Annotated in this window: 21 protein-coding genes and 1 other RNA gene; 7 read left to right on the forward strand and 15 right to left on the reverse strand. The window is 65.1% G+C overall.

Annotated elements, in window-relative coordinates:
- The first annotated feature begins 15 nt into the window (after positions 1–15).
- Positions 16–1,047, forward strand: coding sequence for a LysR family transcriptional regulator (locus ASF90_RS01550; RefSeq protein ID WP_055844956.1), 1,032 nt, complete (start codon positions 16–18; stop codon positions 1,045–1,047).
- Between the two features lie 238 nt (positions 1,048–1,285).
- On the opposite strand, the gene ASF90_RS01555 is transcribed toward ASF90_RS01550, so the two are convergent.
- The 9 genes from ASF90_RS01555 to ASF90_RS01595 all read right to left on the reverse strand — a co-directional run bounded on the left by ASF90_RS01555 (position 1,286) and on the right by ASF90_RS01595 (position 13,893).
- Positions 1,286–2,011, reverse strand: a complete 726-nt coding sequence (locus ASF90_RS01555) for an OmpA family protein (RefSeq protein ID WP_055844961.1) — start codon at positions 2,009–2,011, stop codon at positions 1,286–1,288.
- A 267-nt stretch (positions 2,012–2,278) separates the two neighbouring features.
- Positions 2,279–3,697, reverse strand: coding sequence for a deoxyribodipyrimidine photo-lyase (locus tag ASF90_RS01560; RefSeq protein ID WP_055844964.1), 1,419 nt, complete (start codon positions 3,695–3,697; stop codon positions 2,279–2,281).
- Between the two features lie 250 nt (positions 3,698–3,947).
- Positions 3,948–5,378: a replicative DNA helicase gene (locus tag ASF90_RS01565; protein WP_055844967.1), complete on the reverse strand. Its 1,431-nt coding sequence runs from the start codon at positions 5,376–5,378 to the stop codon at positions 3,948–3,950.
- Between the two features lie 221 nt (positions 5,379–5,599).
- Positions 5,600–6,154, reverse strand: a complete 555-nt coding sequence (locus ASF90_RS01570; protein ID WP_055844970.1) for an NADPH-dependent FMN reductase — start codon at positions 6,152–6,154, stop codon at positions 5,600–5,602.
- 259 nt (positions 6,155–6,413) lie between these two features.
- Positions 6,414–8,354 (reverse strand): asparagine synthase (glutamine-hydrolyzing), encoded by a 1,941-nt coding sequence (gene asnB, locus ASF90_RS01575; protein ID WP_055844972.1) that lies wholly within the window; start codon positions 8,352–8,354, stop codon positions 6,414–6,416.
- Positions 8,355–8,373: 19 nt separating this feature from the next.
- Positions 8,374–9,012 (reverse strand): glutathione S-transferase family protein, encoded by a 639-nt coding sequence (locus ASF90_RS01580; RefSeq protein WP_055844975.1) that lies wholly within the window; start codon positions 9,010–9,012, stop codon positions 8,374–8,376.
- A gap of 149 nt (positions 9,013–9,161) precedes the next feature.
- Positions 9,162–11,705: a DUF3857 domain-containing protein gene (locus ASF90_RS01585; RefSeq protein WP_055846211.1), complete on the reverse strand. Its 2,544-nt coding sequence runs from the start codon at positions 11,703–11,705 to the stop codon at positions 9,162–9,164.
- 88 nt (positions 11,706–11,793) lie between these two features.
- Positions 11,794–12,969 carry an acyl-CoA dehydrogenase family protein gene (locus ASF90_RS01590; RefSeq protein ID WP_193552565.1) on the reverse strand — a complete coding sequence of 392 codons (1,176 nt, stop codon included), beginning with the start codon at positions 12,967–12,969 and terminating at the stop codon, positions 11,794–11,796.
- 132 nt (positions 12,970–13,101) lie between these two features.
- The gene (locus ASF90_RS01595) at positions 13,102–13,893 is read right to left on the reverse strand and encodes a glycine zipper 2TM domain-containing protein (RefSeq protein ID WP_055844978.1); all 792 of its coding nucleotides are present in this window, start codon (positions 13,891–13,893) and stop codon (positions 13,102–13,104) included.
- Between the two features lie 144 nt (positions 13,894–14,037).
- On the opposite strand from ASF90_RS01595, the gene ASF90_RS01600 reads away from it, so the two are divergent.
- Positions 14,038–14,253, forward strand: coding sequence for a DUF6116 family protein (locus ASF90_RS01600; RefSeq protein ID WP_055844980.1), 216 nt, complete (start codon positions 14,038–14,040; stop codon positions 14,251–14,253).
- Positions 14,253–15,020, forward strand: coding sequence for a TatD family hydrolase (locus ASF90_RS01605; protein WP_055844983.1), 768 nt, complete (start codon positions 14,253–14,255; stop codon positions 15,018–15,020). The genes ASF90_RS01600 and ASF90_RS01605 overlap by 1 nt, the downstream gene beginning before the upstream one ends.
- A gap of 33 nt (positions 15,021–15,053) precedes the next feature.
- Here ASF90_RS01605 and ASF90_RS01610 read toward each other — a convergent pair whose 3' ends face one another.
- Positions 15,054–15,887, reverse strand: coding sequence for a tRNA threonylcarbamoyladenosine dehydratase (locus tag ASF90_RS01610; protein WP_055844986.1), 834 nt, complete (start codon positions 15,885–15,887; stop codon positions 15,054–15,056).
- A 71-nt stretch (positions 15,888–15,958) separates the two neighbouring features.
- On the opposite strand from ASF90_RS01610, the gene ASF90_RS01615 reads away from it, so the two are divergent.
- Positions 15,959–16,387 carry a hypothetical protein gene (locus tag ASF90_RS01615; protein ID WP_055844989.1) on the forward strand — a complete coding sequence of 143 codons (429 nt, stop codon included), beginning with the start codon at positions 15,959–15,961 and terminating at the stop codon, positions 16,385–16,387.
- Between the two features lie 130 nt (positions 16,388–16,517).
- The gene (locus ASF90_RS01620) at positions 16,518–17,000 is read left to right on the forward strand and encodes a glycine zipper 2TM domain-containing protein (RefSeq protein WP_055844992.1); all 483 of its coding nucleotides are present in this window, start codon (positions 16,518–16,520) and stop codon (positions 16,998–17,000) included.
- Between the two features lie 90 nt (positions 17,001–17,090).
- On the opposite strand, the gene ASF90_RS01625 is transcribed toward ASF90_RS01620, so the two are convergent.
- Entirely contained in the window at positions 17,091–17,306 is a 216-nt protein-coding gene (locus ASF90_RS01625; RefSeq protein ID WP_055844995.1) for a cold-shock protein, read from the reverse strand.
- 228 nt (positions 17,307–17,534) lie between these two features.
- Here ASF90_RS01625 and ASF90_RS01630 point away from each other — a divergent pair, with 228 nt between their 5' ends.
- Positions 17,535–18,020, forward strand: a complete 486-nt coding sequence (locus ASF90_RS01630) for a DUF456 domain-containing protein (RefSeq protein ID WP_055844998.1) — start codon at positions 17,535–17,537, stop codon at positions 18,018–18,020.
- 211 nt (positions 18,021–18,231) lie between these two features.
- On the forward strand, positions 18,232–19,362 hold the full coding sequence (locus ASF90_RS01635; RefSeq protein ID WP_055844999.1) for a phospholipase A: 1,131 nt from the start codon (positions 18,232–18,234) through the stop codon (positions 19,360–19,362).
- Between the two features lie 201 nt (positions 19,363–19,563).
- Here the strand turns inward: ASF90_RS01635 and ASF90_RS01640 are convergent, their stop codons facing one another.
- The 4 genes from ASF90_RS01640 to ASF90_RS01655 all read right to left on the reverse strand — a co-directional run bounded on the left by ASF90_RS01640 (position 19,564) and on the right by ASF90_RS01655 (position 23,468).
- The gene (locus ASF90_RS01640; RefSeq protein WP_193552589.1) at positions 19,564–20,202 is read right to left on the reverse strand and encodes a carbonic anhydrase; all 639 of its coding nucleotides are present in this window, start codon (positions 20,200–20,202) and stop codon (positions 19,564–19,566) included.
- Positions 20,203–20,391: 189 nt separating this feature from the next.
- Positions 20,392–21,027 (reverse strand): glutathione S-transferase family protein, encoded by a 636-nt coding sequence (locus ASF90_RS01645; protein ID WP_055845002.1) that lies wholly within the window; start codon positions 21,025–21,027, stop codon positions 20,392–20,394.
- 777 nt (positions 21,028–21,804) lie between these two features.
- Positions 21,805–21,881, reverse strand: a non-coding RNA gene (locus tag ASF90_RS21150) — sX9 sRNA.
- 69 nt (positions 21,882–21,950) lie between these two features.
- Positions 21,951–23,468: a fumarate hydratase gene (locus ASF90_RS01655; RefSeq protein ID WP_055845008.1), complete on the reverse strand. Its 1,518-nt coding sequence runs from the start codon at positions 23,466–23,468 to the stop codon at positions 21,951–21,953.
- Positions 23,469–23,806: the final 338 nt, after the last annotated feature.

The raw sequence follows: 23,806 nt of genomic DNA on the forward strand, positions 1-23,806 counted from the left end.
CCGGAAGGCAGTCCCATGACACACGATCTCAACGACACCCTGATCTTCGTCAAGGTGGTCGAACAAGGCAGCTTCATTGCTGCCGCCAACGCGCTTGGCCTGCCCAAGACCACCGTCAGCCGCAAGGTGCAGGAACTGGAAACGCGGCTGGGTGCGCGCCTGCTGCACCGGACCACGCGGCGCATCGGCCTGACCGAAGCCGGCTCGGTGTATCACGAACATTGCCAGCGCATCGCCCGCGAACTGGAAGAAGCCGAAAGCGCAGTCGGGCAATTGCAGTCTGGCCCTCGCGGCTGGCTGCGGTTTACCGTGCCGTATTCGCTGGGCATTACCTGGATCGCGCCATTGCTGGGCGAATTCCATGCGCAATACCCGGAAATCCAGCTGGATATGCATCTGGGCAACGAGAAGCTGGACCTGATCGGCGGCGAAGCCGATCTGGCATTGCGCGTCGGTGCCCTGCCCGATTCGAACCTGGTCGCACGCAAGCTGGGCAGCCTGCGCACGCAGGTGTTTGCCAGCCCGTCGTATATCGAACGCTATGGCGAGCCGCTGCATCCGGACGAGCTGCAATTCCATCGCACGCTGGCATTGCGCAAGAACCGCAACGTGCACAACAACCGCTTTTTCTGGTCGCTCAGCGATGGCAGCGATGTGCGCGATTTTCCGGTCAATCCATTGATGGTGGCCAATGACCCGGCCGCGCTCAACGGTGCGGTGTTATGCGGCGAAGGGTTGCTGCTGACCGGCGATGTGATGGCCAAACCGTTCGTGCAATCGGGCCTGGTGCGTCGCGTCCTCGCTGGCTGGACCGGGCCGGAAGTGGATTTCAACGCAGTGTTTGCCGGCGGCCGCCTGGTGTCGCCCAAAGTGCGCGCGTTCGTGGACTTTCTGGTGACGCGGATGAACTTCGACGCGGATTACATGATGGCCCAGTGCCCGGCACGGTTGGCTGCGCAAAAGGCCAACAGCGAGGCGGAAGTGGAAGTCGAAGTCGAAGCCGAACGTGCGGAAGGCAAGCGCATTCTGGAACACGTGACTGCGTGACTGCGTGCTTGAGTCGCGCGCGTTAGTCGAGTGGGCTTAGATGGATCCTGCTCCCGTCGGGAGAAGCTGCCCGACGGGCGGATGCGGGTACGTGCGCAGGTCGAACTGGCAACATCACGCCGCGCTTTCGCTTGAAATTTCTGGTTCGACATAAAAAAGCAGGCCGCTCTCGCGGCCTGCTTCAGGACTTCTGCGCTGGCGAGGAGTCACCAGCGCACACTTCACACATACGACGTACTCAACGCATGCCGGTGTTGCTGGCAGCGCCTTCCGCACGCAGCGGAATCAAGCGGATTTCCACGCGGCGGTTCTGCGCGCGACCGGCGTCAGTGCTGTTGTCGGCGATCGGGTAGCGCTTGCCGGCACCCATAGTTTCCATGCGTTCGCGCTGCACGCCCTGTGCGGTCAGATACTGCGCCACGGCGCCGGCACGCTCTTCGGACAGGCGCTGATTCACCGCATCGCTGCCGACGCTATCGGTATGGCCCACCACTTCCACCATGGTCTGGTTGTACTCGCGCAGCGTGGAGGCGACGCCATTGAGCGCGCTGTAGAACTGCGGCTTCAACGCAGACTTGCCGAAGTCGAAGGTGATGCCGTCGGGCAGGTTCAAGGTGATGTTGTCGCCCTGGCGCTGCACGTCGATACCGGTATTGGCGGTGCGCTCACGCAACGCGCGTTCCTGCCGATCCTGGTACTGACCAACCGCCGCGCCGCTCAGTGCACCGATACCAGCACCAACCATGGCGTGCTGACGACGCTCGGTAGCGCTGTCGCCGGTGAGCAGGCCCGCAGCCACACCGATCGCGGTGCCGATCAGCGCATTGCGGCCGGTGCGGTTCTGCTGTTGGGTCTGGTCGCCATATTGATCGCGCTGCACATACGAGCCGCCGGTAGCGCAGGCGGACAGCGCGATGGCGCTGACCAGGGCAACGGCGAGACTCTTGGTGGCTGCTGGGGACATGGTGTTCTCCTGTGGCCGGAACATCCGGCACTCAATCGTGGTGGCGAGGATAAACAGGCCAACGCGACTGGCGCATGATGAAAATGGTCATGGATGACGTACGGATAGCCGTCCATTCAGGAAAACGTTTTCGGTGGCCACACGCGAAAACATGACGAAAATTGCAGCTGCCTGCGTTGCAACGCGACCGCATCGAGGGAGCGTTGGGCGTTGCGACGTGCCTGCACTGCAGATGCACACGCACATGCCGCAGCACACGCGCCGCAGTCAGCCCCGCGTTTTTGCATAGGCGGCCAACGCCGCATCGCGCCCTTCTGCAAGACCAATGATCGGTGTGCGCGGATACTCCGGTGCGAAGCGTGCGAGCGACAACGGATGCAGCCAGGGGGCGAAGCGTTCCTTCACCGCGAGCTTGCCGAGTTCGGGCACCCAGCGCGTGATGTAGGTGGCTTGCGGATCGAATTTTTCTGCCTGCGTGACCGGGTTGAACACGCGGAAATACGGCGCGGCATCGGCACCGGTGCCGGCCACCCATTGCCAGCCCATGGTGTTGTTGGCCAGGTCCGCATCCACCAGCGTGTCCCAGAACCAGCGCGCGCCTTCGATCCAGTGCACGCGAAGATGCTTGCACAGCAGACTGGCCACGATCATGCGCACACGGTTGTGCATCCAGCCGGTGTGCCAGAGCTGACGCATGCCTGCATCGACGATCGGAATGCCGGTGCGGCCGCGTTGCCAGGCCTGCAATGCGACCGGATCGACCTTGGCCCAGTCAAACCCTTCGAAGCGCGGGTTGAGATTCTGGTTGGTGGTGTCCGGGAAGTGATGCAGCAGGTGATACGCAAAATCGCGCCAACCCAGCTGGCGGATGTAGCCATCGATCTCGGCACCATTGCGCGCGTTGCGATGCGCTTCCAGCGTGCTGGCAATCCGCCACGGTGCGATCTCGCCGAAATGCAGATGCGGCGACAGTTGCGAGGTACCGACGCGATCGGGACGGTCGCGGTTTTCGCGATACCCGTTGAGCGCACCGTCGATGAAGATCTCCAGCATTTCATGTGCACCGGCCTCGCCGGGCTGCCAGTGCTCCCAGAATCCTTGGTCCCAGTTCAAGCGCGGCAGCAACTGCAGCGACTCCAGCGCAACGGTTTTTACCTTCGCAGGCAACGGCGGCAAACTGCGCGGCGCCGGCACCGTAGTGGGCAGCTGCAACTGGGTCAGCGCGTTGCGCCAGAACGGGGTAAAGACCTTGTACGGGCCGCCCTGTTGCGTCGACAACTGCCAGGGCTCCAACAGCAACGCGGAATTGCAGCTTTGCACCTCGATGCCGCGCTCACGCAGGCTGCGCTTGATCTGCGCATCGCGCGGCTGGGTGGCCGGCTCGTACTTGCGGTTCCAATACACCGCCACTGCGCCGGTCTGCGCGATCACCTCATCCAGCACCTGCGCACTGTTGCCGGCACGGATGACCAGGCCGCTCCCCAACGCACGCAGCGCGTTGTCCAGCGCCGCAAGCGAACGATGTCGCCAGCTGCGCGAAGCCGCGCCAGGCGCCCACTCGCCCTCTTCGTGCGGTGCGTCGATGTAGAGCGGAATCGGGTCATGCCCGGCATCCAGCGCAGCGCGCAGGGCCGGGTTGTCCTGCAGACGCAGATCGCGACGGAACCAGACGATGGCGTATGACATGCGAACTCGGCAGCGGCGATGAGGCTGCGCAGCATAAGCCAGCGCACGCAACGATGGCGCGATGCCCGGCCCACTCCGACATGCGGGTCGTCCGCCGGCAGCACACGTTGCGCGGCAGTGGATCGCTCACGCGCTACCGCAGCGACATCGATATCGCCGCACGCGCGCGCTCATGGACGGAGGCGCAAGCGTTGCCGCGCCACTGCCGTTCAACCGCCGCCCACGACCGCAGGCAGCGCTGACAAGGCACTTACTCGAAGCTGCCCACCGAGTCGTGCGACAGATTGTCGAAGCGAGTGTATTCGCCGAAGAACTTGAGCTTGCACGAGCCGGTCGGTCCGCCACGGTGCTTGCCGATGATGATCTCGGCCAGGCCCTTGTCCGGCGAATTTTCCTTGTTGTAGTAATCGTCGCGGTAAATGAAGACGATCATGTCGGCGTCCTGCTCGATTGCGCCGGATTCGCGCAAGTCGGCCATCACCGGGCGCTTGTCGGTACGGGTTTCCAGCGAGCGGTTGAGCTGCGACAGCGCAATCACCGGCACGTTGAGTTCCTTGGCCAGGCCCTTGAGACCACGCGAGATTTCCGAAATTTCGGTCGCGCGGTTTTCGCTGTTGCCCGGCACCGACATCAGCTGCAGGTAGTCGATGACGATCAGGCCCAGGTCGTGTTCGCGCTTGAGCCGGCGGCACTTGGAACGCAGCACTTCCGGCGACACGCCTGGCGTGTCATCGATGAAGATCTTGGTTTCTTTCAGCATCTTGATCGCGCCCGTCACGCGCGCCCAATCCTCGTCTTCCAGCGCACCGGTACGCAGACGCTGCGCATTGATGCGACCGTTGGAGGAGATCAGACGCATCGCCAGCTGCGATGCCGACATTTCCATCGAAAATACCGCCACGCCCTTCTTGGACTTGATCGCAGCGTATTCGGCGATGTTCAGCGCCAGCGTGGTCTTGCCCATGGCCGGACGCGCGGCCAGGATGATCAGATCGGTCGGCTGCAGGCCGGCGGTCATTGCATCGAAGTCGGTGTAGCCGGTCGGTAGACCGGTGATGTTGCCGCCGTTTTCGAACCGGTTGCGCAGCTCTTCGAACGCGTCCTTCAATGCGCCCGGCATCGCTACGAAATCGGTGCGCCCGCGCGCGCCTGCTTCGGCGATCTTGAACACCGCTTTTTCCGCCGATGCCAACAGCTCCACGCTCTCGCGCCCTTCCGGCTGAAAGCCATCGTTGACGATGGTGGTGCCCACTTCGATGAGCTGCCGCAGCACAGCCTTGTCGCGCACGATTTCCGCATACGCGGCGATATTGGCGGCCGACGGCGTGGTGCTGGCCAGCTCGATCAGATACGCGCCATCGCCCACCTGCTCCAGCTTGCCCTGCGACTCGAACCACTCGCCCAGCGTCACCGCGTCGAACGGACGGTCTTTCTCGTTCAACTCGCGGATCGCGCGGTAGATCAGCCGGTGGTCGCGCCGGTAAAAATCGTTGTCGGTGAGCTGGTCGTTGACCCGATCGAATGCTTCCGGTGCCAGCATCAGCCCGCCAAGCACAGCCTGTTCGGCTTCGACCGAATGCGGCGGCACGCGCAACTGGTCCAGACGCGGCTCGGGACGATCGTAATCGTCGTCGTCGCGATCACGATTGCGCTTGGAACGGAAACCAGGACGAGCGGACATGGACGAACAAACCTGACGCGGGGAGACGAGGGCAGGAAGCATAGTCATCGACGGCGCCGACGACCATGCACAACTCTGTGGATAACTGGTGGACAGCCAGTGCATCACCTTTGTACGCGAGCGCTGTCTCAGCAGCCGCGACCCTTGCCCTGTCTGGCTTTCAGCACCCTAGCCAGGCTGCCCGGCGAGCGCGCACCCGCCGCGACAACGCTGTGATCAACTCAATGCTTAAGGTGCGCGACCAGGCCCAGAAACGCATCGACAAAGCTCTGCAGGAATTTGCGGCTGTCGGCATTGGCGATCTGATCGTCCGGGCCGAACAGGCCGTCCTTGTACTGCAGGAAGACCTCCGGCTGGCCCAGCACATGCATGTTCAGATAGGCCAGCACATTGCGCAGATGCTGCTGTGCAGTCGCGGTACCGATCGCGCCGACCGAGATACCGACCACCGCTGCCGGCTTGCCGCTAAACGCGCTGTCGCCGTAAGGACGCGAGCCGGTGTCGATGGCGTTCTTGAGCACGCCGGGAATCGAACGGTTGTACTCGGGCGTGACGAACAACACCGCATCGGCCGCGCGGATCTGCTGCTTCAGGCGCGTGCCCTCGGCCGGGTAGTCGCCGTCGTGGTCCTGGTTGTACAGCGGGATATCGCCGATTTCCACATACTCGAACACGGCCTTGTCGCCAGCCAGATGCTCCAGCGCGCGCGCCAGCTGACGGTTGTACGACTCTGCGCGCAGGCTGCCGACCAGGACGGCAATACTGATCTTGCTCATGGGGGACGCTCCGTGGAATCAGGGCCCCACCCTACCCAGCCCCATGCTCAGAGCTGGTGAAACGCCGACCGGCACCGGCGGCTCAACCGGCGGCGCACGCATCGACGGCACGCGGATCACCAGGATTTCACCTGCAAGGCGTTGACGCTCCGCTCCTACCCGGCCTGATGTTCGAGCCGCGGCGTCCAGCGTCACACTCCGCGCGGGCGCAGCGACGCCGTCTCCCGCACCTATCAACGCTTGATCGCCACGATCACGATCAGCGCGTCATCGCCGCGCGTTGTTCGCGCCAGTGCGCCTGCCAGGCCTGGAACATCAGCACCGTCCACAGGTGCGTGTGCCATTTGCGTTCGCCACCGTTGAAGTCGCGCCATAGTCCGGCAACGGTGTCGGCGGCAAACACGCCCTCGCGCTCCAACGTGCCGTGCGCCAGCAGATCGTCCGCCCAGCCGTTCAAATCGCCACGCAGCCAGGCGCTGACCGGCGCGCCGAAGCCGCGCTTGCCGCGGTAGACCATCGGGTCGGGCAGATAGCGGCACAGCACGCGCTTGAGCAGGTATTTGCTGACGCCGTCGCGGTACTTGAGCGAGAGCGGCAGCGACCAGGCGAATTCGGCCACGCGCCAGTCCAGCAGCGGTGCACGCGCTTCCAGCCCCACCGCCATGGTGGTGCGGTCGACCTTGCACAACAGGTCGTCGGGCAGATACGCGGCGAAATCGGCCAGCATCATCGCGTCGGCCGGCGTGCCGGAGCCGTGCAGCGGGTCGGCCAGGCTGTAGAAACTGTCCGGCTCGGTGGCGCCCAGCACCACTGCGGCCGGGTCGCGCCAGCGCGAAATGCGATTGCGGTAGATGTCGCCGATGCCGCGCGCGCCGGCCTCGGCCACCAGCGCGGCCAGCCCGCCGGTACGCGAGGATTCGCCATTGCTGCGCGCCGCCACCGCCATCAGGCGACGCAACGGGCCAGGCACCAGGCCGTGCATGCGCCAGTTGCGCAGCGCACGCTGGTAGCGGCCATAGCCGAAGAACAATTCATCGCCGCCATCGCCGGACAGCGCCACGGTCACGCCGCCGCGTGCCAGGCGTGCCACCAGCGCGGTCGGCACCTGCGACGCATCGGCGAAGGGCTCGTCGAACATGTCCGGCAAGGTCGGCACCACCGCCAATGCATCGGCACCGCTGACGTACAGCTCGGTGTGGTCGGTATGCAGATGCGTGGCCACTTCGCGCGCCAGCGGCGCTTCATCGTGATGCGAGCCTTCAAAGCCGATGCTGAAGGTGTGCACCGGCTGGCTGCTTTGCGCCTGCATCATCGCGGTGACGATGGACGAGTCGGTGCCGCCGGACAGGAACACGCCGACCGGCACGTCGGCCACCATGCGTAGCGCCACCGCATCGCGCAGCACGCCATCGAGTTGTTCCTCGGCCTGCGCATCGGTGCCGGTAAATGGCGCTGCCAGGGCGCGCTGCATCGCTTCGCGCGCATTCCAGAACGGCTGTTGCGCCTGATCGGGACGGTGCGCGGCCGCACCTGCCGCCACGGTCTGCGCATCCATCCGCAACACGCGGCCCGGCATCAGCTTGAAGGTGCGCTCGTGGATGCAGGCAGGCGCCGGGATGTAGCCCAGGCGCAGCAGCAAGGTCAGCGCGTCGCGATCGACCCCATTGTCGAAATCCGGGTGCTGCCACAGCGCCTTGAGTTCGGAACCGAACACCAGCGTGTCGCCGGCCCAGCCGTAGTACAGCGGCTTCTTGCCGACACGGTCGCGCGCCAGGAACAGGCAGTTGTCGCGCTCGTCCCACAGTGCGATGGCGAACATGCCATTGCAGCGGGTCAAGGTGTCGTCCAGCCCCCATTCCACCACCGCTGCCAGCAGCACTTCGGTATCGGAATGCCCGCGGAAGCGATGCCCGAGCGCAGCCAGTGCGGCACGCAGTTGCGCAAAGTTGTAAACCTCGCCGTTGTAGGCCAGCACATAGCGGCCGTCGGCCGAACGCATCGGCTGATGGCCCAGCGGCGACAGATCCAGAATGCTCAGCCGCTGGTGCGCCAGTGCCACGCCGGCCTGCGCATCGCACCAGGTACCTGCATCGTCCGGGCCGCGATGACGCAAGGCCGCACCCATCGGTCGCACCAGCGCGTCGAGCTGCTCGCCATGCAGACGCGGCGACGCCAGCAGCATTCCTGCCAATCCGCACATGCTCAGCGCTCCTGCCGACTCATGCCGCCACCGCCGCAGGTGGGGGCATCGGCACGAAGCCCGACAGCGCCCGCACGCGTTGCAGCCAGGCACCGATCGCCGGCCAGCGCTCCAGATCGAAACCGCCGTCTTCGGCGCAATGCGTGTAAGCAAACAGCGCGATGTCGGCGATGCCGTAGTCGCTCCCGGTAAACCAGGCGTGCTGCTGCAGATGCTGCTCCATCACCGCCAGCGCCTGGTCGCCGCGCACGCGCAGCTGCGGCAATTCGGCGCGGCGCGCGGCATCGCGCGGGGTCCACAGACTGATGAAGCGCGCCACCGCCAGATACGGTTCGTGGCTGTATTGCTCGAAGAACATCCAGCTCAGCGCCTGCGCACGTTGCCACGCATCGGTGGGCAGGTACGGCGTGCCTTCAGCCAGCCAGAACAGGATCGCGTTGGATTCGGTCAGCACGCGGCCGTCGTCGCGTTCCACCATCGGCACCTTGCCGTTGGGATTCTTGGCCAGGTACTCGGGCGTGCGGGTCTGCCCCGCCACGCTGTCTACTTCGACCCAGTGATAACGGCTACCCAGCTGCTCCAGCAGCAGACGCACCTTGTAGCAGTTGCCGGAACTGGACATGCCATGCACGGTCAACGGGGGACGCACGGTCGACATCAAGCTGGCTCCGCGACAACGACGAGGGGGCTGGCAGTGTCACAGCCCCGTGCGCCTTTGCAAAGCCCTTTGCACGCATCGGCAGCCGCCTGCCGCCACCGGTGCGGGCACTGCAATCGCCAGTCGGACTGCAGCAGCGATGGCCCATCTCACCCCGTCGCCACGATCGCCACCGGCACGCCCAGCACGGCGATCACCACACCCAGCAGCGACAGCGTCAACGCCCAGGCACCGAAGGCGCGCGCGCGTCCGCACCCGGTGGCACCGGCAACGGCCTGCACCGAGCACACCGACCACCACAGGCCGCCGAGCATCAACAGCAGCACGCACATCGACAACTGCGCCATGCCGGCCGGATCGCTGGCACCGCTCTGCAGCAGGGCCGGCTTGCCCTTGAGCGCCACCAGCCCGGCGAGCACGCACACCAGCCATGGCAAGACGCTGCCCGCCATTGCCGGCAGCAGCCGCGCGACCTGCGCCGCGCTGCCCATCCAGCGCAACAACTGTTTGAGCAGCACGCAGCCCAGCACCAGCACCGCGCCCACGGCCAGAGCACCGGCCAGCTGCATCCACCATGGCAGCGCATGCAGCCACATCCACGCCGACACCAGCGTGGTCACGGCAAACACCGCCCAGGCACTGCGCTGCAGCCCAACCTGCTGCGGCATGCGCTGCGCCGTGCCGTGCGGGTCGAACAGCAGCCCGCCCAGCCCACCGCCACGCCACCAGGCCAGGCAACCCAGCACCAGCACGATCAAGGCCAGCAACCCGACCAGCGGATAGCTCAGCGCCCGCCAATCGGTCGGTTGCTTGCGCCGCTGCGGCTTGAGGTCGTGATTGAAGTACAGCAGGTCGCGCGCACGCTCCATATCGGCCGCCGCACGCTCCACCCCGTTAGCGGGAATGCGGTCGGTAAAACGCTGCCATTCGCCGACAATTTCGATGCGCCCATCGCGCATCGCAATCGTGCGCGAGAAGCGAAACCAGGGGTTGCTCACGCTCTGCGTGTCTGCATCCACTTTCGTCACCGGGTCGCTCTGCACGCGCACGGTCTGCCGCGCCAGCTGCGGCCCGCGCAGCACCAACGGGCTCTTGCGCGCCTCCTTGGGCAAGCTATCCATCCAGTCGCCGAGCTGAAACAGCGGAAAACCCACTTCATCGCCTTCTGCCACCGGCCATTCCAGCCGATAGGTTTCGTGCGTGCGCACATTCAATGCATCGCTATCGTCGATGGTCGGCGCATCGACCTGTGTCAGCGCGGTGTAGTACTGCTGCATGAACTCCAGATAGCGCTCGCCCATCGCCTGCGCGCCATCGTTTTCGAAACTCGATGTCACCCGCTCACCGCGTCCCTGCCGATACGTGGTGTCCACGCTGAAAGTGGCGACGCGCTGCGGTTTGCGCAGCGAAATCGCGATGTCTTCGATGACCTCGACCTGCGGCAAGGTCGGCATCGGCGCCGGCACATCGACCAGGGCATCCTGCCCGGCCAGGACCGGCAATCCACGTACGAACGGCAGCGGCCGACGCTGCGCAAGCGGGCCGTCCTCGCGGTCGCGCGTGGCGTCCACCCACACATCGCCCTGCGGCAGATGTGCGCGCACCACCACATGGTCGAAGGAGTAGGGGCTGGGCAGGCGCTTGTCCAGTGCGGCGCCCTTGTCGCTGCTGACCAGCACCGGTTCGGCGCGGATGCCGGCCAGCTGCAACAACGCAATCAGCAAGGTCGCCTTGTCCTTGCAGTCGCCGTAGCGGTTGCGCAACGTCACTTCCGGCGCATGCGGCGCGTGCGAGTTTTCGCCCATGTCCAGACCGACGTAGCGGATCTCGCCCTGCACGAAGGCCACCGCGCGCAACAACGCGCCCTGCGCATCGTCGCTGTGCAGCCGCAGGCTCTGCCTCATGCTGGCGGCCACCTGCGCATCCTTGAACGCATCCGGATACAACTGCGCGGCCCATGCGGCCACATTCGCCCAGTTGCCGGCAGTGGACACTTCGATCACGCCATACGGGTCCACATCGTCGGGAGCGCCTTTTTCCTCCTGCACCGCGGCGATATTGCTTGCCCCGATGTTCAACAGCGTGACCCCATCGGCACTGCTGACATTGCGGCTGAAGCCTGGCGCGCTGATGCGCCACTGCAAGGCCATGTCGGCGGGATAACGCACACGAATCCGCCGTTCGCCCAGCGGCACGCCGTAGCGCGCATCGAAGATGTCGTAATAGCCCTTGCCGAACACCGGGTTGCTGCCGGTGATGGTCACCCCGTAATCCACCCGGTCGCCGACGCGCAGGTCCGGCAAGGTGATCGACAGCGTCAGCGCGCCATCGATCAAGCCTTCTTCCAGGCCGCTTTCGCGGCGTAGCTTGGCGTAATGCGCGCGGCTACGCATGTCGATGCGCTGGCCCGCGCGCCAGACATCCAGGCTGTTGAGCTGCAACGTCTGATACTGCGGCTGGTAGTCGATGGAGATCTGCCCGGCCTCGTCCAGACTCTTGGCCCGCTGCACCGTATAACTCAGCCGCCGATACGCGCGCGCCGCAGGGCCGGTCAGATCGACCTGATCGGAGACCAACTCATAGCGCAACCCGCTCGCGCCCGGCACGCTGTCGGGCACCGCATCGGCGACCACCCATGCTGGTGCCGGAGCCATGCTCGGCGCCTCGTTTGCCTGCGCCGGCGGTATCGCGATTGCGGCAATCGCGCAGATCCCGCACACCGTCCAGAAGACGCCGCGTAGGCGCCGCATCACATCCTTGCCGATCAACACCTACTCCTCGTTAAAACGCGTTGAGTCCCGTCAGCGCACGTCCTACCACCAGCTGATGCACGGTTTCGGTGCCCTCGTAAGTAATCACCGATTCCAGGTTGAGCGCATGCCGGATCGCCACATGTTCGGTGGTGATGCCGGCCGCCCCCAGCAGGTCGCGGCATTCGCGTGCCACGTCCAGCGCCATGCGGCAATTATTCCACTTTGCCAGCGAGATCTGTTCCGGCCGCAACGTCCCGGCCTCCTTCAAACGGCCAAGCTGCAGCGCCAGCAGCTGTGCGGTGGAGATCCGTCGCGCCATGTCGGCCAGCTTGATCTGCGCGCTCTGGGTGGCCGCCAGCGGCCGGCCGAACAGGATGCGCTCGCCCGCGTAGGCCAGCGCCTCGCGCAGGCAGGCCACCGCAGCACCGATGGCGCCCCAGGCAATGCCGTAACGCGCCTGGTTGAGGCAGCCCAGCGGCGCCTTCAACCCGGCCGCGTTCGGCAGGCGCATCTGCTCGGGCACGAACACGTTGTCCAGGAACAGCGCGGAGGTGACCGAGGCGCGCAGGCTCATCTTGTGGGTGATGTCCTGCGCACTGAACCCGGGGCTGTCGGTGTCGACCAGAAAGCCGCACACGCCATCGTCGGTATGCGCCCAGATGATGGCCAGGCTGGCGATGCTGCCGTTGGTGATCCACATCTTGGCGCCGTTCAAGCGCCAGCCATCGCCATCGCGCACCGCACGGGTGGTCATCGCCGCCGGGTCCGAGCCGCCCTGCGCCTCGCTCAGGCCGAAGCAGCCGATCACGCGGCCGGCGGCCATCTCCGGCAACCAGCGTTGGCGTTGCGCGTCGCTGCCATAGGCATGGATGGGATACATGCACAGCGAGGACTGCACGCTGACGAAACTGCGCAAACCGCTGTCGCCACGCTCCAGTTCCTGGCAAATCAACCCGTAGGACACCGCCCCCAGACCCGCACCGCCATCGCCGACCGGCAGGCTGGCGCCGAGCAATCCCAGCTGCGCCAGTTCCGGCACCCACTCGCGTGGGAACCGCCCCGCATCGAAGGCATCGCCGATCGCCGGCAGTACCCGGGCATCGGTAAAACGCGCGACGGCATCCTGCACCGCCCGCTCCTCGTCGGTCAGCAGCGCTCGTACATCGAACAGATCATCGGGACGCACCGGCATGCTGGTTTCCACCACAGGAGAGGCGGCGATTATCTGCCAGTTCCCGGCTCAGCACCGTTGTGCTCATGCGGTAGCTCGCTGGGCTGAAACGAAAAGAGCCGGCAATGCCGGCTCTCTCGTTGCAGTGATGTCGATCCCTGCGGATTACTGACGGCTGCTCGCCGCGTCCTGACGGACGCCGGGATCGCCCGCCGTCGAGGCGGTCTGGGTCACCAGCTGACCATCGACCACGGCCAGACGATCGCTCGCCGGCTTGTCGTTCATCCGCACGGTCTTTTCGAAACCGTCGTAGCGGTAGGTCACGTCGTAGGCCACCACGTTGTCGGCATCGCCCAGCGAAATGCGCTCGCCCGGCTTGCTGTCCATACGCATGGTGCCGGTGGTGCCGTCGGCATTGCGGTAGGTCACGTCGTAGCCCACCACACGCGACGAACTCGAATTGGCGTTTTCGGTGTGGCACTGGCGCTCGGTGCGATCCACCACGCGGCCACCGACATGGTTGCGGTCCACACGATTGCCGACCATGCCACCACCGACAGCGCCAGCAACGGTCGCCAGCTTGCGGCCATTACCGCCACCTACCTGGTTGCCCAGCAGGCCACCGATCACTGCGCCTGCGACGGTGCCGCCGACGTTGCCATCGCGCTCGGGCAGACGTTCCTGCACCACCACGTCGCGGCATACTTCGCGCGGCGAGGAACTGGTGGTGGTTTCGCGGATTGCGGCGCTGTTGACGACCTGCGCGTACTGCGGCTCGCGCTGGGTGATCGGTGCGACCTTGACCACATCGGCGTATTCCAGACCGCGCGGCGCCGGCTGGCCGTTGGCGACGAAGTCGCCCGACGACGGACGGTTATTCATGAAGGCGGCAGTGGCCACGCCTCCTACCAGCAAGGCACCGGCAGCGACCAGTATAGTTGTCGTGTTGCTCTTCATGACCAGCTCCCTGCGGACGTACCGCGTTGTTGACGGCGTGATTCCAGCACGTGAACCCTGAACGAAAACGCCCTCGCTCATGAACGCCGCGGTTAAGTTCAGCTAGCGGTTACTTCATGCACTTCTAACAGCCGGAGCTCTCGCATGCGAAATCCTCTGACCGCGCGTGCCCTGGACTGGGCGGCCAAGCTGCGCTACCCCACCTTGTTCAAGCTGGCAGCCACGCTGTTCGTGGTGGATGTACTGGTGCCGGATCTGGTGCCATTCGTGGACGAATTGCTGTTCGGCCTGACCACGCTGCTGCTGGCGAACTGGAAGACCCGCAAGGCGCCGCTGCCGGCACCGGTGCGCCGCGACTGATGCAGTTGATCGACAGCCATTGCCATCTGGACGCCAGCGAATTCGACCACGACCGCGCTGCGGTGGTTGCCCGCGCGCGCGCGGCCGGCGTCGTCCAACAAGTAGTGCCGGCGATCACCGCGGCCAGCTGGCCGAACCTGCGCGCAGTGTGCACGCAGGCTCCGGGCCTGCATCCTGCCTATGGCCTGCATCCGATCTTTCTCGATCAGCACCGCCCCGAGCACCTGGAACTACTGACCGAATGGATCGAACGCGAGCGCCCCTGCGCGATCGGCGAATGCGGGCTGGATTTCTATCTGGAGGGCCTGGACGCGCAGGCCCAGCGCGACTACTTCGATGGGCAATTGCACCTGGCCAAACGCTTCGACCTGCCGCTGATCGTGCACGCGCGCCGCGCCACCGAAGAAGTCATCGCGCGCATCAAGGCCATTGGCGGCCTGCGCGGCGTGGTGCACAGCTTTGCCGGCAGCCCCGAGCAGGCGCAGCAGTTGTGGAAGCTGGATTTCATGATCGGCCTGGGCGGCCCGGTCACCTACCCACGCGCCAACCGCCTGCGCGGCCTGGCCGCAACCATGCCATTGCAGCACCTGCTGCTGGAAACCGACGCACCCGATCAACCCGATGCCAGCATCCGCGGTGAGCGCAACGAGCCGGCCGCTCTGCGCACGGTCTTGGCGTGCATCGCGCAGCTGCGCGGCGAAGACGCCGACCATATCGCCACGCAAACCACGGCCAACGCGCGCGCCTTGTTCGGCTTGCCGGGCTGATAGGCCAGCTGCCGCCGCAGCGCGCGCGTGCAGTTATGGCGACGCGGCAGCAACCTCGGCTAGCGGCTTGGACGCAGCGGGCTTGGGCTTGAGCAACATCTCCAGCGCCTTGCCCACCGCCACAAACGCGAACGTGCCGGTGATATGCGTGGCCGCGCCCAGCCCGGCACCGCAATCCAGCTTGAGCGTGGCATCGGCATCGAGCTGCGGGCGAATGCCGCACACGCTGCCATCGGCCTGCGGGTATTTGACGTTTTCCAGCGAGTACACCGCCGGCACGCCGAAATAGCGCTGCGCATTCTTGGGGAAATTGAAATCGCTACGCAGCTTCTTGCGGATCAGCGCCAGCATCGCATCGTGTTCGGTGCGCGAGACATCGCGCACGCGCACCAGGGTGGGATCGGTGCGCCCGCCGGCGGCGCCCACGGTCAGCAGCGGCAGCTTGCGACGGCGGCACCAGGCGATGGTTTCCACCTTGACCCGGAAACTGTCGCAGGCATCGATCACCAGATCCAGGCCATCGCCCAGCAGCGTTTCGATATTGCCGGTGGTGAGAAACGCCTCCACCGCATCGGCCTCGATCTCCGGGTTGATCGCAACGCAGCGCTCGGCCATGGCGCGCGCCTTGTTGCGCCCGTACTGCCCGGCCAATGCCGGCAATTGCCGATTGGTGTTGGACACGCACAGGTCGTCGGCATCGATCAGGCGCAGATGCCCGACGCCGGTCCGTGCCAGCGCCTCGACCACCCACGAGCCCACCCCGCCCATGCCGACCACTGCCACGCGGCAGGCGGACAGCCGCTCCACCGTGCCGACTCCGTACAGCCGGTCGATACCGGCAAAGCGTTCACGCCATTGTGCTTTCATCGGCCTATTTTACGCGCGCCACCTCCCGCGCGTCCGCCCCATCGCACGCCTTCCTGCCGGAGCAGCTCGCCATGTCCGCCACACCTCCCAACCAATCCCGCGCTGCCCGTTACGCCTTCATGCTGGTGCTGGGTGTGTTGATCGGGCTGATCACAACCGTGATGGTGGCGCGCGTGCTGCAGGCGCGGCGCGACCCGGTACCCGACAGCCTGATGCACGTGCTGGACTACCAATTGCGCGCATTGCAGCCGACGCCGGGCGCCGTGTGCACACCCGCGCAGCAACTGGCGCGGCTGCAATCGCTGCGCTTGCTGGCCGACGAACTGGAACCGGCATTTCCACAGATCGGCGAGGACCGCCGCTTCGGCGAACATGCCCAGGCACTGCGTGTCGCTCTGGATCAGGCGCAGCGCAGCGCGCCGTCCAGCTGCGCCGCGTTCGTGCCGATCAAACGGCAGATTTCAGAGGCCTGCGAGGGGTGTCACCGCGACTTTCGATGAGGTTGGATGAAGGCGGCGCTCGGGTTTCGTTAAGCCTGGAGTGATCCAGTTGGCAGACCGTTCACCTGGACCAACACAGGATGACGTCGCCGCGGCCCTGACCGCCTTCAGAACCATCCGGAGACATCTCATGAAGACCCGACTGCTTGTTATTGGCCTGGCTGCAACCGCGACCCTGGTCGGCTGCGCCACGTCCCAGCCCCAGTACGGCAGCTATCGCGGCGACCGCGGCTACGACCAGGGCTATTCCCAGCCGGCGCCGCGTTGCGTGGATTGCGGCATCGTGACCCGTATCGATGAAGTCGGCCCCACCCGCTCCGCCCCCACCGGCACTGGCGCAGTGCTCGGCGGCATCGTCGGCGCAGTGGCCGGCCGCCAGATCTCCAAGGAAACCGGCGGCAGCAAGGGCAACAAGAATGTATCGGCCGTGGCCGGTGCCGCTGCCGGCGCGCTGGCGGGTAACGCCATCCAGAACAACGTCACCAGCGACAGCTTCGACGTGCAGGTGCGCATGGACGATGGCCGCGTGGTCGTGGTGAACCAGCGCGACCTGGCCGGCGTGCGCGAAAACGCCTACGTGCGGGTGGTCAACGGCAAGGTGGTGCTGCGCTAAGCAGCGGCTGCCGCCAACGTGCAGACAACAAAAAGGCCCGGTAACGGGCCTTTTTGCTGGGCGCGTGATGTATTACCCCGGTGCCGTGGCTCAGACCAGTTGCACCGCATCGGCCTGCAGGCCTTTTTGACCTTGCACGACGGTAAAACTGACCTTCTGCCCTTCCTTGAGACTCTTGAAGCCCTGGATCTGGATGGCGCGGAAATGGACGAAGACGTCTTCGCCGTTTTCGCGACTGATGAATCCAAAGCCCTTGGCATCGTTGAACCACTTCACGACACCATTCTCGCGTTCGATATTGGACATCTCGACTGACTCCCTACGACACTGTGATGGACTGGCGGTGGCGGCTGTGATTGCAAGGAGGAAGCGAGGTGCAAGGATGTAGCGGATCGGGCGATCTACCGCATCAGGCCACGATTCACGGTGACCTTTGCAAACAGCAGCGGCTGCAACTTAACCCGCACAAAACCAATTTTCAAGCATCCCTTGCGTATTTTTATAAAGCCTGAAATAGGACATTTCCAAACCATCATGGACACGACTGTCGTTTATTACGTGCTGGCTGGCGTGCTGGTGCTGGTGGGCCTTGCCGGCGTCATCCTGCCCGCGCTGCCTGGCTTGCCGCTGGTCTTTGCCGGGCTGCTGGTGGCCGCCTGGGCCGACGGGTTCACCCATGTCGGTTGGGTCGCGCTGGTGATCCTCGGGTTGATCACCGCGCTGTCTTTTGTCATCGACTTCCTGGCCACCCTGTACGGCGCGCAGCGCGTGGGGGCCAGCAAGATGGCGATGTGGGGCTCGGTGATCGGCGCCATCGCCGGTATTTTCTTTATGCCGATCGGCTTGTTCGTCGGCCCGTTTGCCGGCGCGTGGCTGGGCGAGTACTACCAGACCCGCAAGACCGGCCAGGCCACCAAGGTGGGCTTCGGCACCTGGATTGGGATCATGCTCGGCACGGCCACCAAGCTGGCGCTGGGCCTGTGCATGTTGGGCGTGTTTGCGATCGCCTGGTTCTTCTAACGCAGTAGTTAAAGCTCCCAAGCCGTCGCGGCCACCGTCGCTCCAAGCGTGCAGAACGCGCAGCAGCAGCGACCTGGCGAGCGTCGCGACACCTGTTTAGTCGACACGCCGCAGATGTTATGCCGCCGTGTACACATCGCGTATGCAGACGCGACCGTTAAGCTACGCGCCTGACGCGCCTGCCTGGCGCCTACACTCGGCCAGACTGCCCATGCCCAAGCACCGCACCCGTCCCCTGATGCTGATCGCCCTGGCCGCCGCGCCGTTGGCGCATGGGCAGGAAATCGCTCCGCAACCCGCATCGCCGCAAGCCTGCACGTCCGTGACCTCGGATGCGGCGCGTCTGGCGTGTTACGACCAGGCGCTGGGCTACACCCCGCAGGCGGTGCAGGAGGCAGATGCCGCAGCGCAATTGGCCAAGCAGGCTGCCAAGGCGGAAGACAGCCCCAAGAGCAGCCGTATGGGCGATTTCTTTCGCGCCGACGTCCAGGAGCAGCCGAAAGAAGAAGCAGTCGCCAATGCCGGCCGCGGCTCGCTGCTGGATCGCCGCTGGGAACTGGCCAAGGACTCCAAGCTGGGCACGTTTCAACTGCGTGGCTACAAGCCGGTCTATCTGCTGCCGGCGTTCTGGACCAGCGACACCAACCGCACCCCGCAATCGCCGAATCCGGCCAACTCGGTCAGCACGCCGCAGCAGCTGGACAGCGCCGAGCTGAAGTTCCAGCTGAGCTTCAAGACCAAGGTGGTCGAAGACCTGTTCGGCGACAACGGCGACATCTGGATGGGCTACACCCAGAGCTCGCGGTGGCAGGCCTACAACTCCGATGCATCGCGCCCGTTCCGCGAGACCAATTACGAGCCGGAAGCGATGCTGGTGTTTCGCAACAACTACAGCCTGTTCGGCTGGAAGGGCCGCATGAGCGGCATCAGCCTCAACCACATGTCCAACGGCCGCGAAGATCCGCTGTCGCGCTCCTGGAACCGGGTGATCCTCAACATCGGTCTGGATCGCGAAAACTGGGCGCTGACGTTGCGCCCGTGGTTCCGCATCAAGGAAGACCGTGCCGACGACAATAATCCCGACATCGAGGATTACATGGGTCGCGGCGATGCCACCCTGGTCTACAACAAGGATGGGCATGAATTTGCGTTGATCGCGCGGCATTCGCTGCGTGGCGGCGACCGCTCGCATGGCTCGGTGCAGCTGGATTACGGCTTCCCCATCACCAACCTGCTGCGCGGCCATGTGCAGGTGTTCGACGGCTACGGCGAAAGCTTGATCGACTACAACCACAAGGCTACCTATATCGGCCTGGGCGTGTCGTTGCTGGAGTGGTTCTGACGCGTCGATGTCGGGCGGCACGGGTGTAGACACGCACCCGTCGCCTCCTGCGAACATTGCCGCGCCGGTGCTGCATCGGCGCCGCGTCCACAGAAGATCGCCACAAAAAAGCCGGCATTGCTGCCGGCTTTTTTTGTGGCGATGACGATGGCGGTCGGCAGGCGTGTGGAGCATCGCTACTGCCGCTTTTCATGCGCCGACTCAGACGTCGAAGAAATCCACCTTGCCGTCCTTGAGGGTGTAGTAAGCCCCCACGACACGGCATGCGCCTGCGCTCAGCGGTTCGAGCAAGGCGGGTTCGGAAGCACCGCGCAGGCGGTCGACCGTGCGCTTGACGTTGGCCTTGACCGACGCTGCGAGCAGGTCGTCGCCGCCATTCTTCTTGGCAGTCAGCACGGCCGGGACGATCGGTTCGATCATGGCGCCGATCGCGCCGGGGAAGAACGCGCCCTGCTCCACCACCGACACCGCGGCGGCAACCGCGCCGCAGCTTTCGTGGCCCATCACCACCACCAACGGCACGCCGAGCTGGCTCACCGCATATTCGATCGAACCCAATGCCGTGGTATCGACGGTGTTGCCGGCGTTGCGAACGATGAACATCTCGCCCAGGCCGCGACCGAACAGCAGTTCTGGCGGCACGCGCGAATCCGAGCACGACACCAGGATCACGAACGGGGTCTGGCCCAGCGCCAGTTCCAAGCGGCGCTTGCCGTCGGAGATCACCTTCTTAGGACGGTTCTCGACAAATGCAGCGTTGCCGTCACGCAGGGTCTGCAGCGCCTGCTCGGCATTCAAATCGGTTTTCTTGCTGGGCGCGGCGCGCAACGAAAATGGCAACGACGCGGCGGCCGCGGCCACCGGCGCGCAACATGCGCATTGCAACAGCTTGCGACGGGATACGGACTGCAACATGGTAGAGCCCCTGTTCTCTGGTGTGTCGCGCGATCGTACACCCCAGCGGGCATAACCTAACGGACTCTAGCGGCGCTATCGACGCACCACTTCGCTTTAGCGTGCGCGCCGCAGTCAGGTCCAGTCGGTCAGGCCTTCGCGCCGGTAGGTTTCCTGGAACGCCGGCCGGGCCTTCATCCGCTGCGCATGCGCTTTCAGTGCCGGCCAGGTATCGGTCGCACGCGGCATATTGCGCGACCAGCGCATCAACATGGTCAGCATGAAATCGGCGGCCGATACCGTCTGGCCGAGCAGATAGGGCCCGTGTTCCTGCAGATGCGCATCGACCTGGGTCCAGGCCGCTTCCAGTCTGTTGCGTGCCTGGGCCTGCGCCGCATCGGCATGGGCAGCGCCGGCCGGCTCGTGCGGGTAGAACCAGGCGCGATAGGCCGGCTGCAAGGTATTGGCGCAGAAAAACATCCACTTGTAGTACGCCGCACGCTCGGGCGTGCCGACCGGCGGCGCCAACCCGGCTTGCGGGTAGAGATCGGCCAGGTGCATGGCGATCGCGGCCGCTTCGGTCAACACCTGACCGTCCAGCACCAGCGTCGGCACCACGCCGGCCGGGTTGAGCGCCAGATACTCCGGCGCCTTTTGCTCGCCGCGCTCGAAATCCAGCGGATGCAGCACGTGGGCAACGTCCAGTTCGATCAGCAGCCAATGGACGACCAGGGCGGCGGTACTAGGGGTGTGATAAAGCGTAGCGGCCATGCGGGCTCTCGGGTCAGTTGGTACAGGCGCGCAGGCAGGCGAGCTTGCGCGGTTCGCAGCGATTGTCATCGCTCTGCTGGGTGCAGTCGAAGACTTGCGCCATGCAGTTGGCCCGTTGCGCCGGATTCTGTACGTCGTCGCAGCGCTTTCCACGCGGTGCTGCCCTGCTGCTGCAACTGGACTCGCTGGGTCGGTCGGCGCGGCATTGTCGGGCGCTGCTGTTGCACTGTGCGATGCAGCGATCCGCAGCCGAGGGTCCGTTGAACCGAGTCGCGGTGTCGTTTGTCCTGAGCGGCTTGCGCTCTGCGAACGGCCCTGGGGCGGCAGGTGGCGGCGCGTAGTTGCGCGAGGGAAACAACACCGTGGGTGCCTTTTGCTGCTGCGCCGCCGAACTCAGGCTCAGGCACAACAACAACGCGATACAGACGAGTCGGAGCATTCCTGTTCTCCTTGGGGTACCGGCCAGTGCAGCGAGCATAGCCGGTTCGCGTGGGGCAACACCGGTCTTCCTCTGTCGAGAGGTCGCAGATGCTCCGCCTCCCGACAGCACCAGACCCTCTGCCGACAACCGCCTCCATCTGCCCGGTTATCTGCAGCAAACAGCAAGACGTGTCATCGCCTCGCCATTCCACATCAAGCCTGACGACCGCACTGGCGTGCACGGTCGTCAGCCGGATGCAGACAGTGCGGAGAAAACACACCCGCGTGTCCGCGTACGTCTTGCGCCAACTGGCGCAGCCCGCCTGGCTGACGGGCTGCACAGTCGGCGCCAAGAGTGGCTAACAAAACGTAGCGAGCAGTCGTCAGGTGGGTGTGGACGGCGCGCTCAGAACCGGAGTGTACGAGTGGTACATGCCGATTCCGAGCACCGGCCGCGCCCGCCTGGCGGCTGCACAGTAGTTTTGTCAGTTGCTCTAACGCGGTTACTCCACCACCACCGGAATCTTGCCGATACGCGACTGCCACAGCCGCGGGCCGGTCTTGTGCACCGATTCGCCGGTGGAATCCACCGCCACGGTGACCGGCATGTCCTTGACCTCGAACTCGTAGATCGCTTCCATGCCGAGGTCTTCGAACGCCAGCACGCGCGCGGCCTTGATCGCCTTGGACACCAGATACGCCGAGCCGCCGACCGCCATCAGGTACACGGCCTTGTTGTCGCGGATCGCATCGATGGCCGCATCGCCGCGCTCGGACTTGCCGACCATGCCGAGCAGGCCGGTTTGTTCCAGCATCTGGCGGGTGAACTTGTCCATGCGGGTGGCGGTGGTCGGGCCGGCCGGACCGACCACTTCATCGCGCACCGGGTCGACCGGACCGACGTAATAGATGAAGCGATTGGTGAAGTCGACCGGCAGCGTTTCGCCGCGATTGAGCATGTCGATCATGCGCTTGTGCGCGGCGTCGCGGCCTGTCAGCAGCTTGCCGTTGAGCAGGACCACTTCGCCCGGCTTGAAGCTGGCGACTTCTTCGCGGGTGATGGTGTCCAGATTCACCCGGCGCGCGTTGGTCGGGTTGTAGGTGAGCTTGGGCCAGTCTTCCAGCGACGGCGGGTCCAGCATCACCGGGCCGCTGCCGTCCAGGGTGAAATGCGCGTGGCGAGTGGCGGCGCAGTTGGGAATCAGCGCCACCGGCAAGTTGGCGGCGTGGGTGGGATAGTCCTTGACCTTGATGTCGAGCACCGTGGTCAGGCCGCCCAGGCCCTGCGCGCCGATCCCGAGCGCGTTGACCTTTTCGTACAGCTCCAGACGCAGTTCTTCGGCACGATTGGAGGCGCCACGCGCCTGCAGGTCGACGATGTCGATTGGCTCCATCAGCGCTTCTTTGGCCAGCAGCATTGCCTTTTCGGCAGTGCCGCCGATGCCGATGCCGAGCATGCCCGGCGGGCACCAGCCGGCGCCCATGGTCGGCACGGTCTTGAGCACCCAATCGACGATGGAATCGGACGGGTTGAGCATGGCGAACTTGCTCTTGGCCTCCGAGCCGCCGCCCTTGGCCGCGACGATCACGTCCAGATGGTCGCCCGGCACGATCTTGGTGTTGACCACTGCCGGCGTGTTGTCTTTGGTGTTGGCGCGCTTGCCGGCCGGATCGGCCAGCACGCTGGCGCGCAACTTGTTGTCCGGATGGTTGTAGGCGCGGCGCACGCCTTCGTTGACCATGTCTTCCACGCCCATGGTCGCGTCGTCCCAACGCACGTTCATGCCGATTTCCAGGAACACGGTGACGATGCCGGTGTCCTGGCAGATCGGGCGGTGGCCTTCGGCGCACATGCGCGAGTTGATCAGGATCTGCGCGATGGCGTCTTTGGCGGCCGGCGATTCTTCGCGCTCGTAGGCGGCGGACAGGTTCTTGATGTAGTCGACCGGGTGGTAGTAGCTGATGTACTGCAGCGCATCGGCGACGGACTGGATGAGGTCTTCCTGCTTGATCGAGGTCACGGCTGGCTCTACGGCTGGCGGGGGCAATCCGCACATTTTAGAGCAAACCGCGGCCGCGGCCGGATGTGGCATCTATTGAAGCGATTGACTGGGGCCTGCGCCGCGCGCCACCCAGGCGCGGCAAGATGAGTGCGCCGCGCTCGCCGGCGACGATGGCAGCCGACCTGCGAGGGCGCAGGGAGCGCTGCGACATCGCAGCACGCCGCACCCGGAACACGGGCACGTGCAGAAGACCGAATGGACCTCCAACGACCGTGCCGCCCTGGATAAGCCTTCCGGTATTGCCGTCATGGTAGACGCGCGCCTGCAGGCCGCCGCGGCCCCACTCGACCCGCACA

The sequence above is a fragment of the Xanthomonas sp. Leaf148 genome (assembly GCF_001423585.1).
In the GTDB taxonomy this organism is placed as follows: domain Bacteria; phylum Pseudomonadota; class Gammaproteobacteria; order Xanthomonadales; family Xanthomonadaceae; genus Xanthomonas.

What these genes read in the sequence shown, in the direction of transcription:
- ASF90_RS01550 (WP_055844956.1), top strand. Translation starts at nt 16, where the DNA reads ATGACACACGATCTCAACGACACCCTGATCTTCGTCAAGGTGGTCGAA.
- ASF90_RS01555 (WP_055844961.1), bottom strand. Translation starts at nt 2,011, where the DNA reads ATGTCCCCAGCAGCCACCAAGAGTCTCGCCGTTGCCCTGGTCAGCGCC.
- ASF90_RS01560 (WP_055844964.1), bottom strand. Translation starts at nt 3,697, where the DNA reads ATGTCATACGCCATCGTCTGGTTCCGTCGCGATCTGCGTCTGCAGGAC.
- ASF90_RS01565 (WP_055844967.1), bottom strand. Translation starts at nt 5,378, where the DNA reads ATGTCCGCTCGTCCTGGTTTCCGTTCCAAGCGCAATCGTGATCGCGAC.
- ASF90_RS01570 (WP_055844970.1), bottom strand. Translation starts at nt 6,154, where the DNA reads ATGAGCAAGATCAGTATTGCCGTCCTGGTCGGCAGCCTGCGCGCAGAG.
- asnB (WP_055844972.1), bottom strand. Translation starts at nt 8,354, where the DNA reads ATGTGCGGATTGGCAGGAATGCTGCTGGCGTCGCCGCGTCTGCATGGC.
- ASF90_RS01580 (WP_055844975.1), bottom strand. Translation starts at nt 9,012, where the DNA reads ATGTCGACCGTGCGTCCCCCGTTGACCGTGCATGGCATGTCCAGTTCC.
- ASF90_RS01595 (WP_055844978.1), bottom strand. Translation starts at nt 13,893, where the DNA reads ATGAAGAGCAACACGACAACTATACTGGTCGCTGCCGGTGCCTTGCTG.
- ASF90_RS01600 (WP_055844980.1), top strand. Translation starts at nt 14,038, where the DNA reads ATGCGAAATCCTCTGACCGCGCGTGCCCTGGACTGGGCGGCCAAGCTG.
- ASF90_RS01605 (WP_055844983.1), top strand. Translation starts at nt 14,253, where the DNA reads ATGCAGTTGATCGACAGCCATTGCCATCTGGACGCCAGCGAATTCGAC.
- ASF90_RS01610 (WP_055844986.1), bottom strand. Translation starts at nt 15,887, where the DNA reads ATGAAAGCACAATGGCGTGAACGCTTTGCCGGTATCGACCGGCTGTAC.
- ASF90_RS01615 (WP_055844989.1), top strand. Translation starts at nt 15,959, where the DNA reads ATGTCCGCCACACCTCCCAACCAATCCCGCGCTGCCCGTTACGCCTTC.
- ASF90_RS01620 (WP_055844992.1), top strand. Translation starts at nt 16,518, where the DNA reads ATGAAGACCCGACTGCTTGTTATTGGCCTGGCTGCAACCGCGACCCTG.
- ASF90_RS01625 (WP_055844995.1), bottom strand. Translation starts at nt 17,306, where the DNA reads ATGTCCAATATCGAACGCGAGAATGGTGTCGTGAAGTGGTTCAACGAT.
- ASF90_RS01630 (WP_055844998.1), top strand. Translation starts at nt 17,535, where the DNA reads ATGGACACGACTGTCGTTTATTACGTGCTGGCTGGCGTGCTGGTGCTG.
- ASF90_RS01635 (WP_055844999.1), top strand. Translation starts at nt 18,232, where the DNA reads ATGCCCAAGCACCGCACCCGTCCCCTGATGCTGATCGCCCTGGCCGCC.
- ASF90_RS01645 (WP_055845002.1), bottom strand. Translation starts at nt 21,027, where the DNA reads ATGGCCGCTACGCTTTATCACACCCCTAGTACCGCCGCCCTGGTCGTC.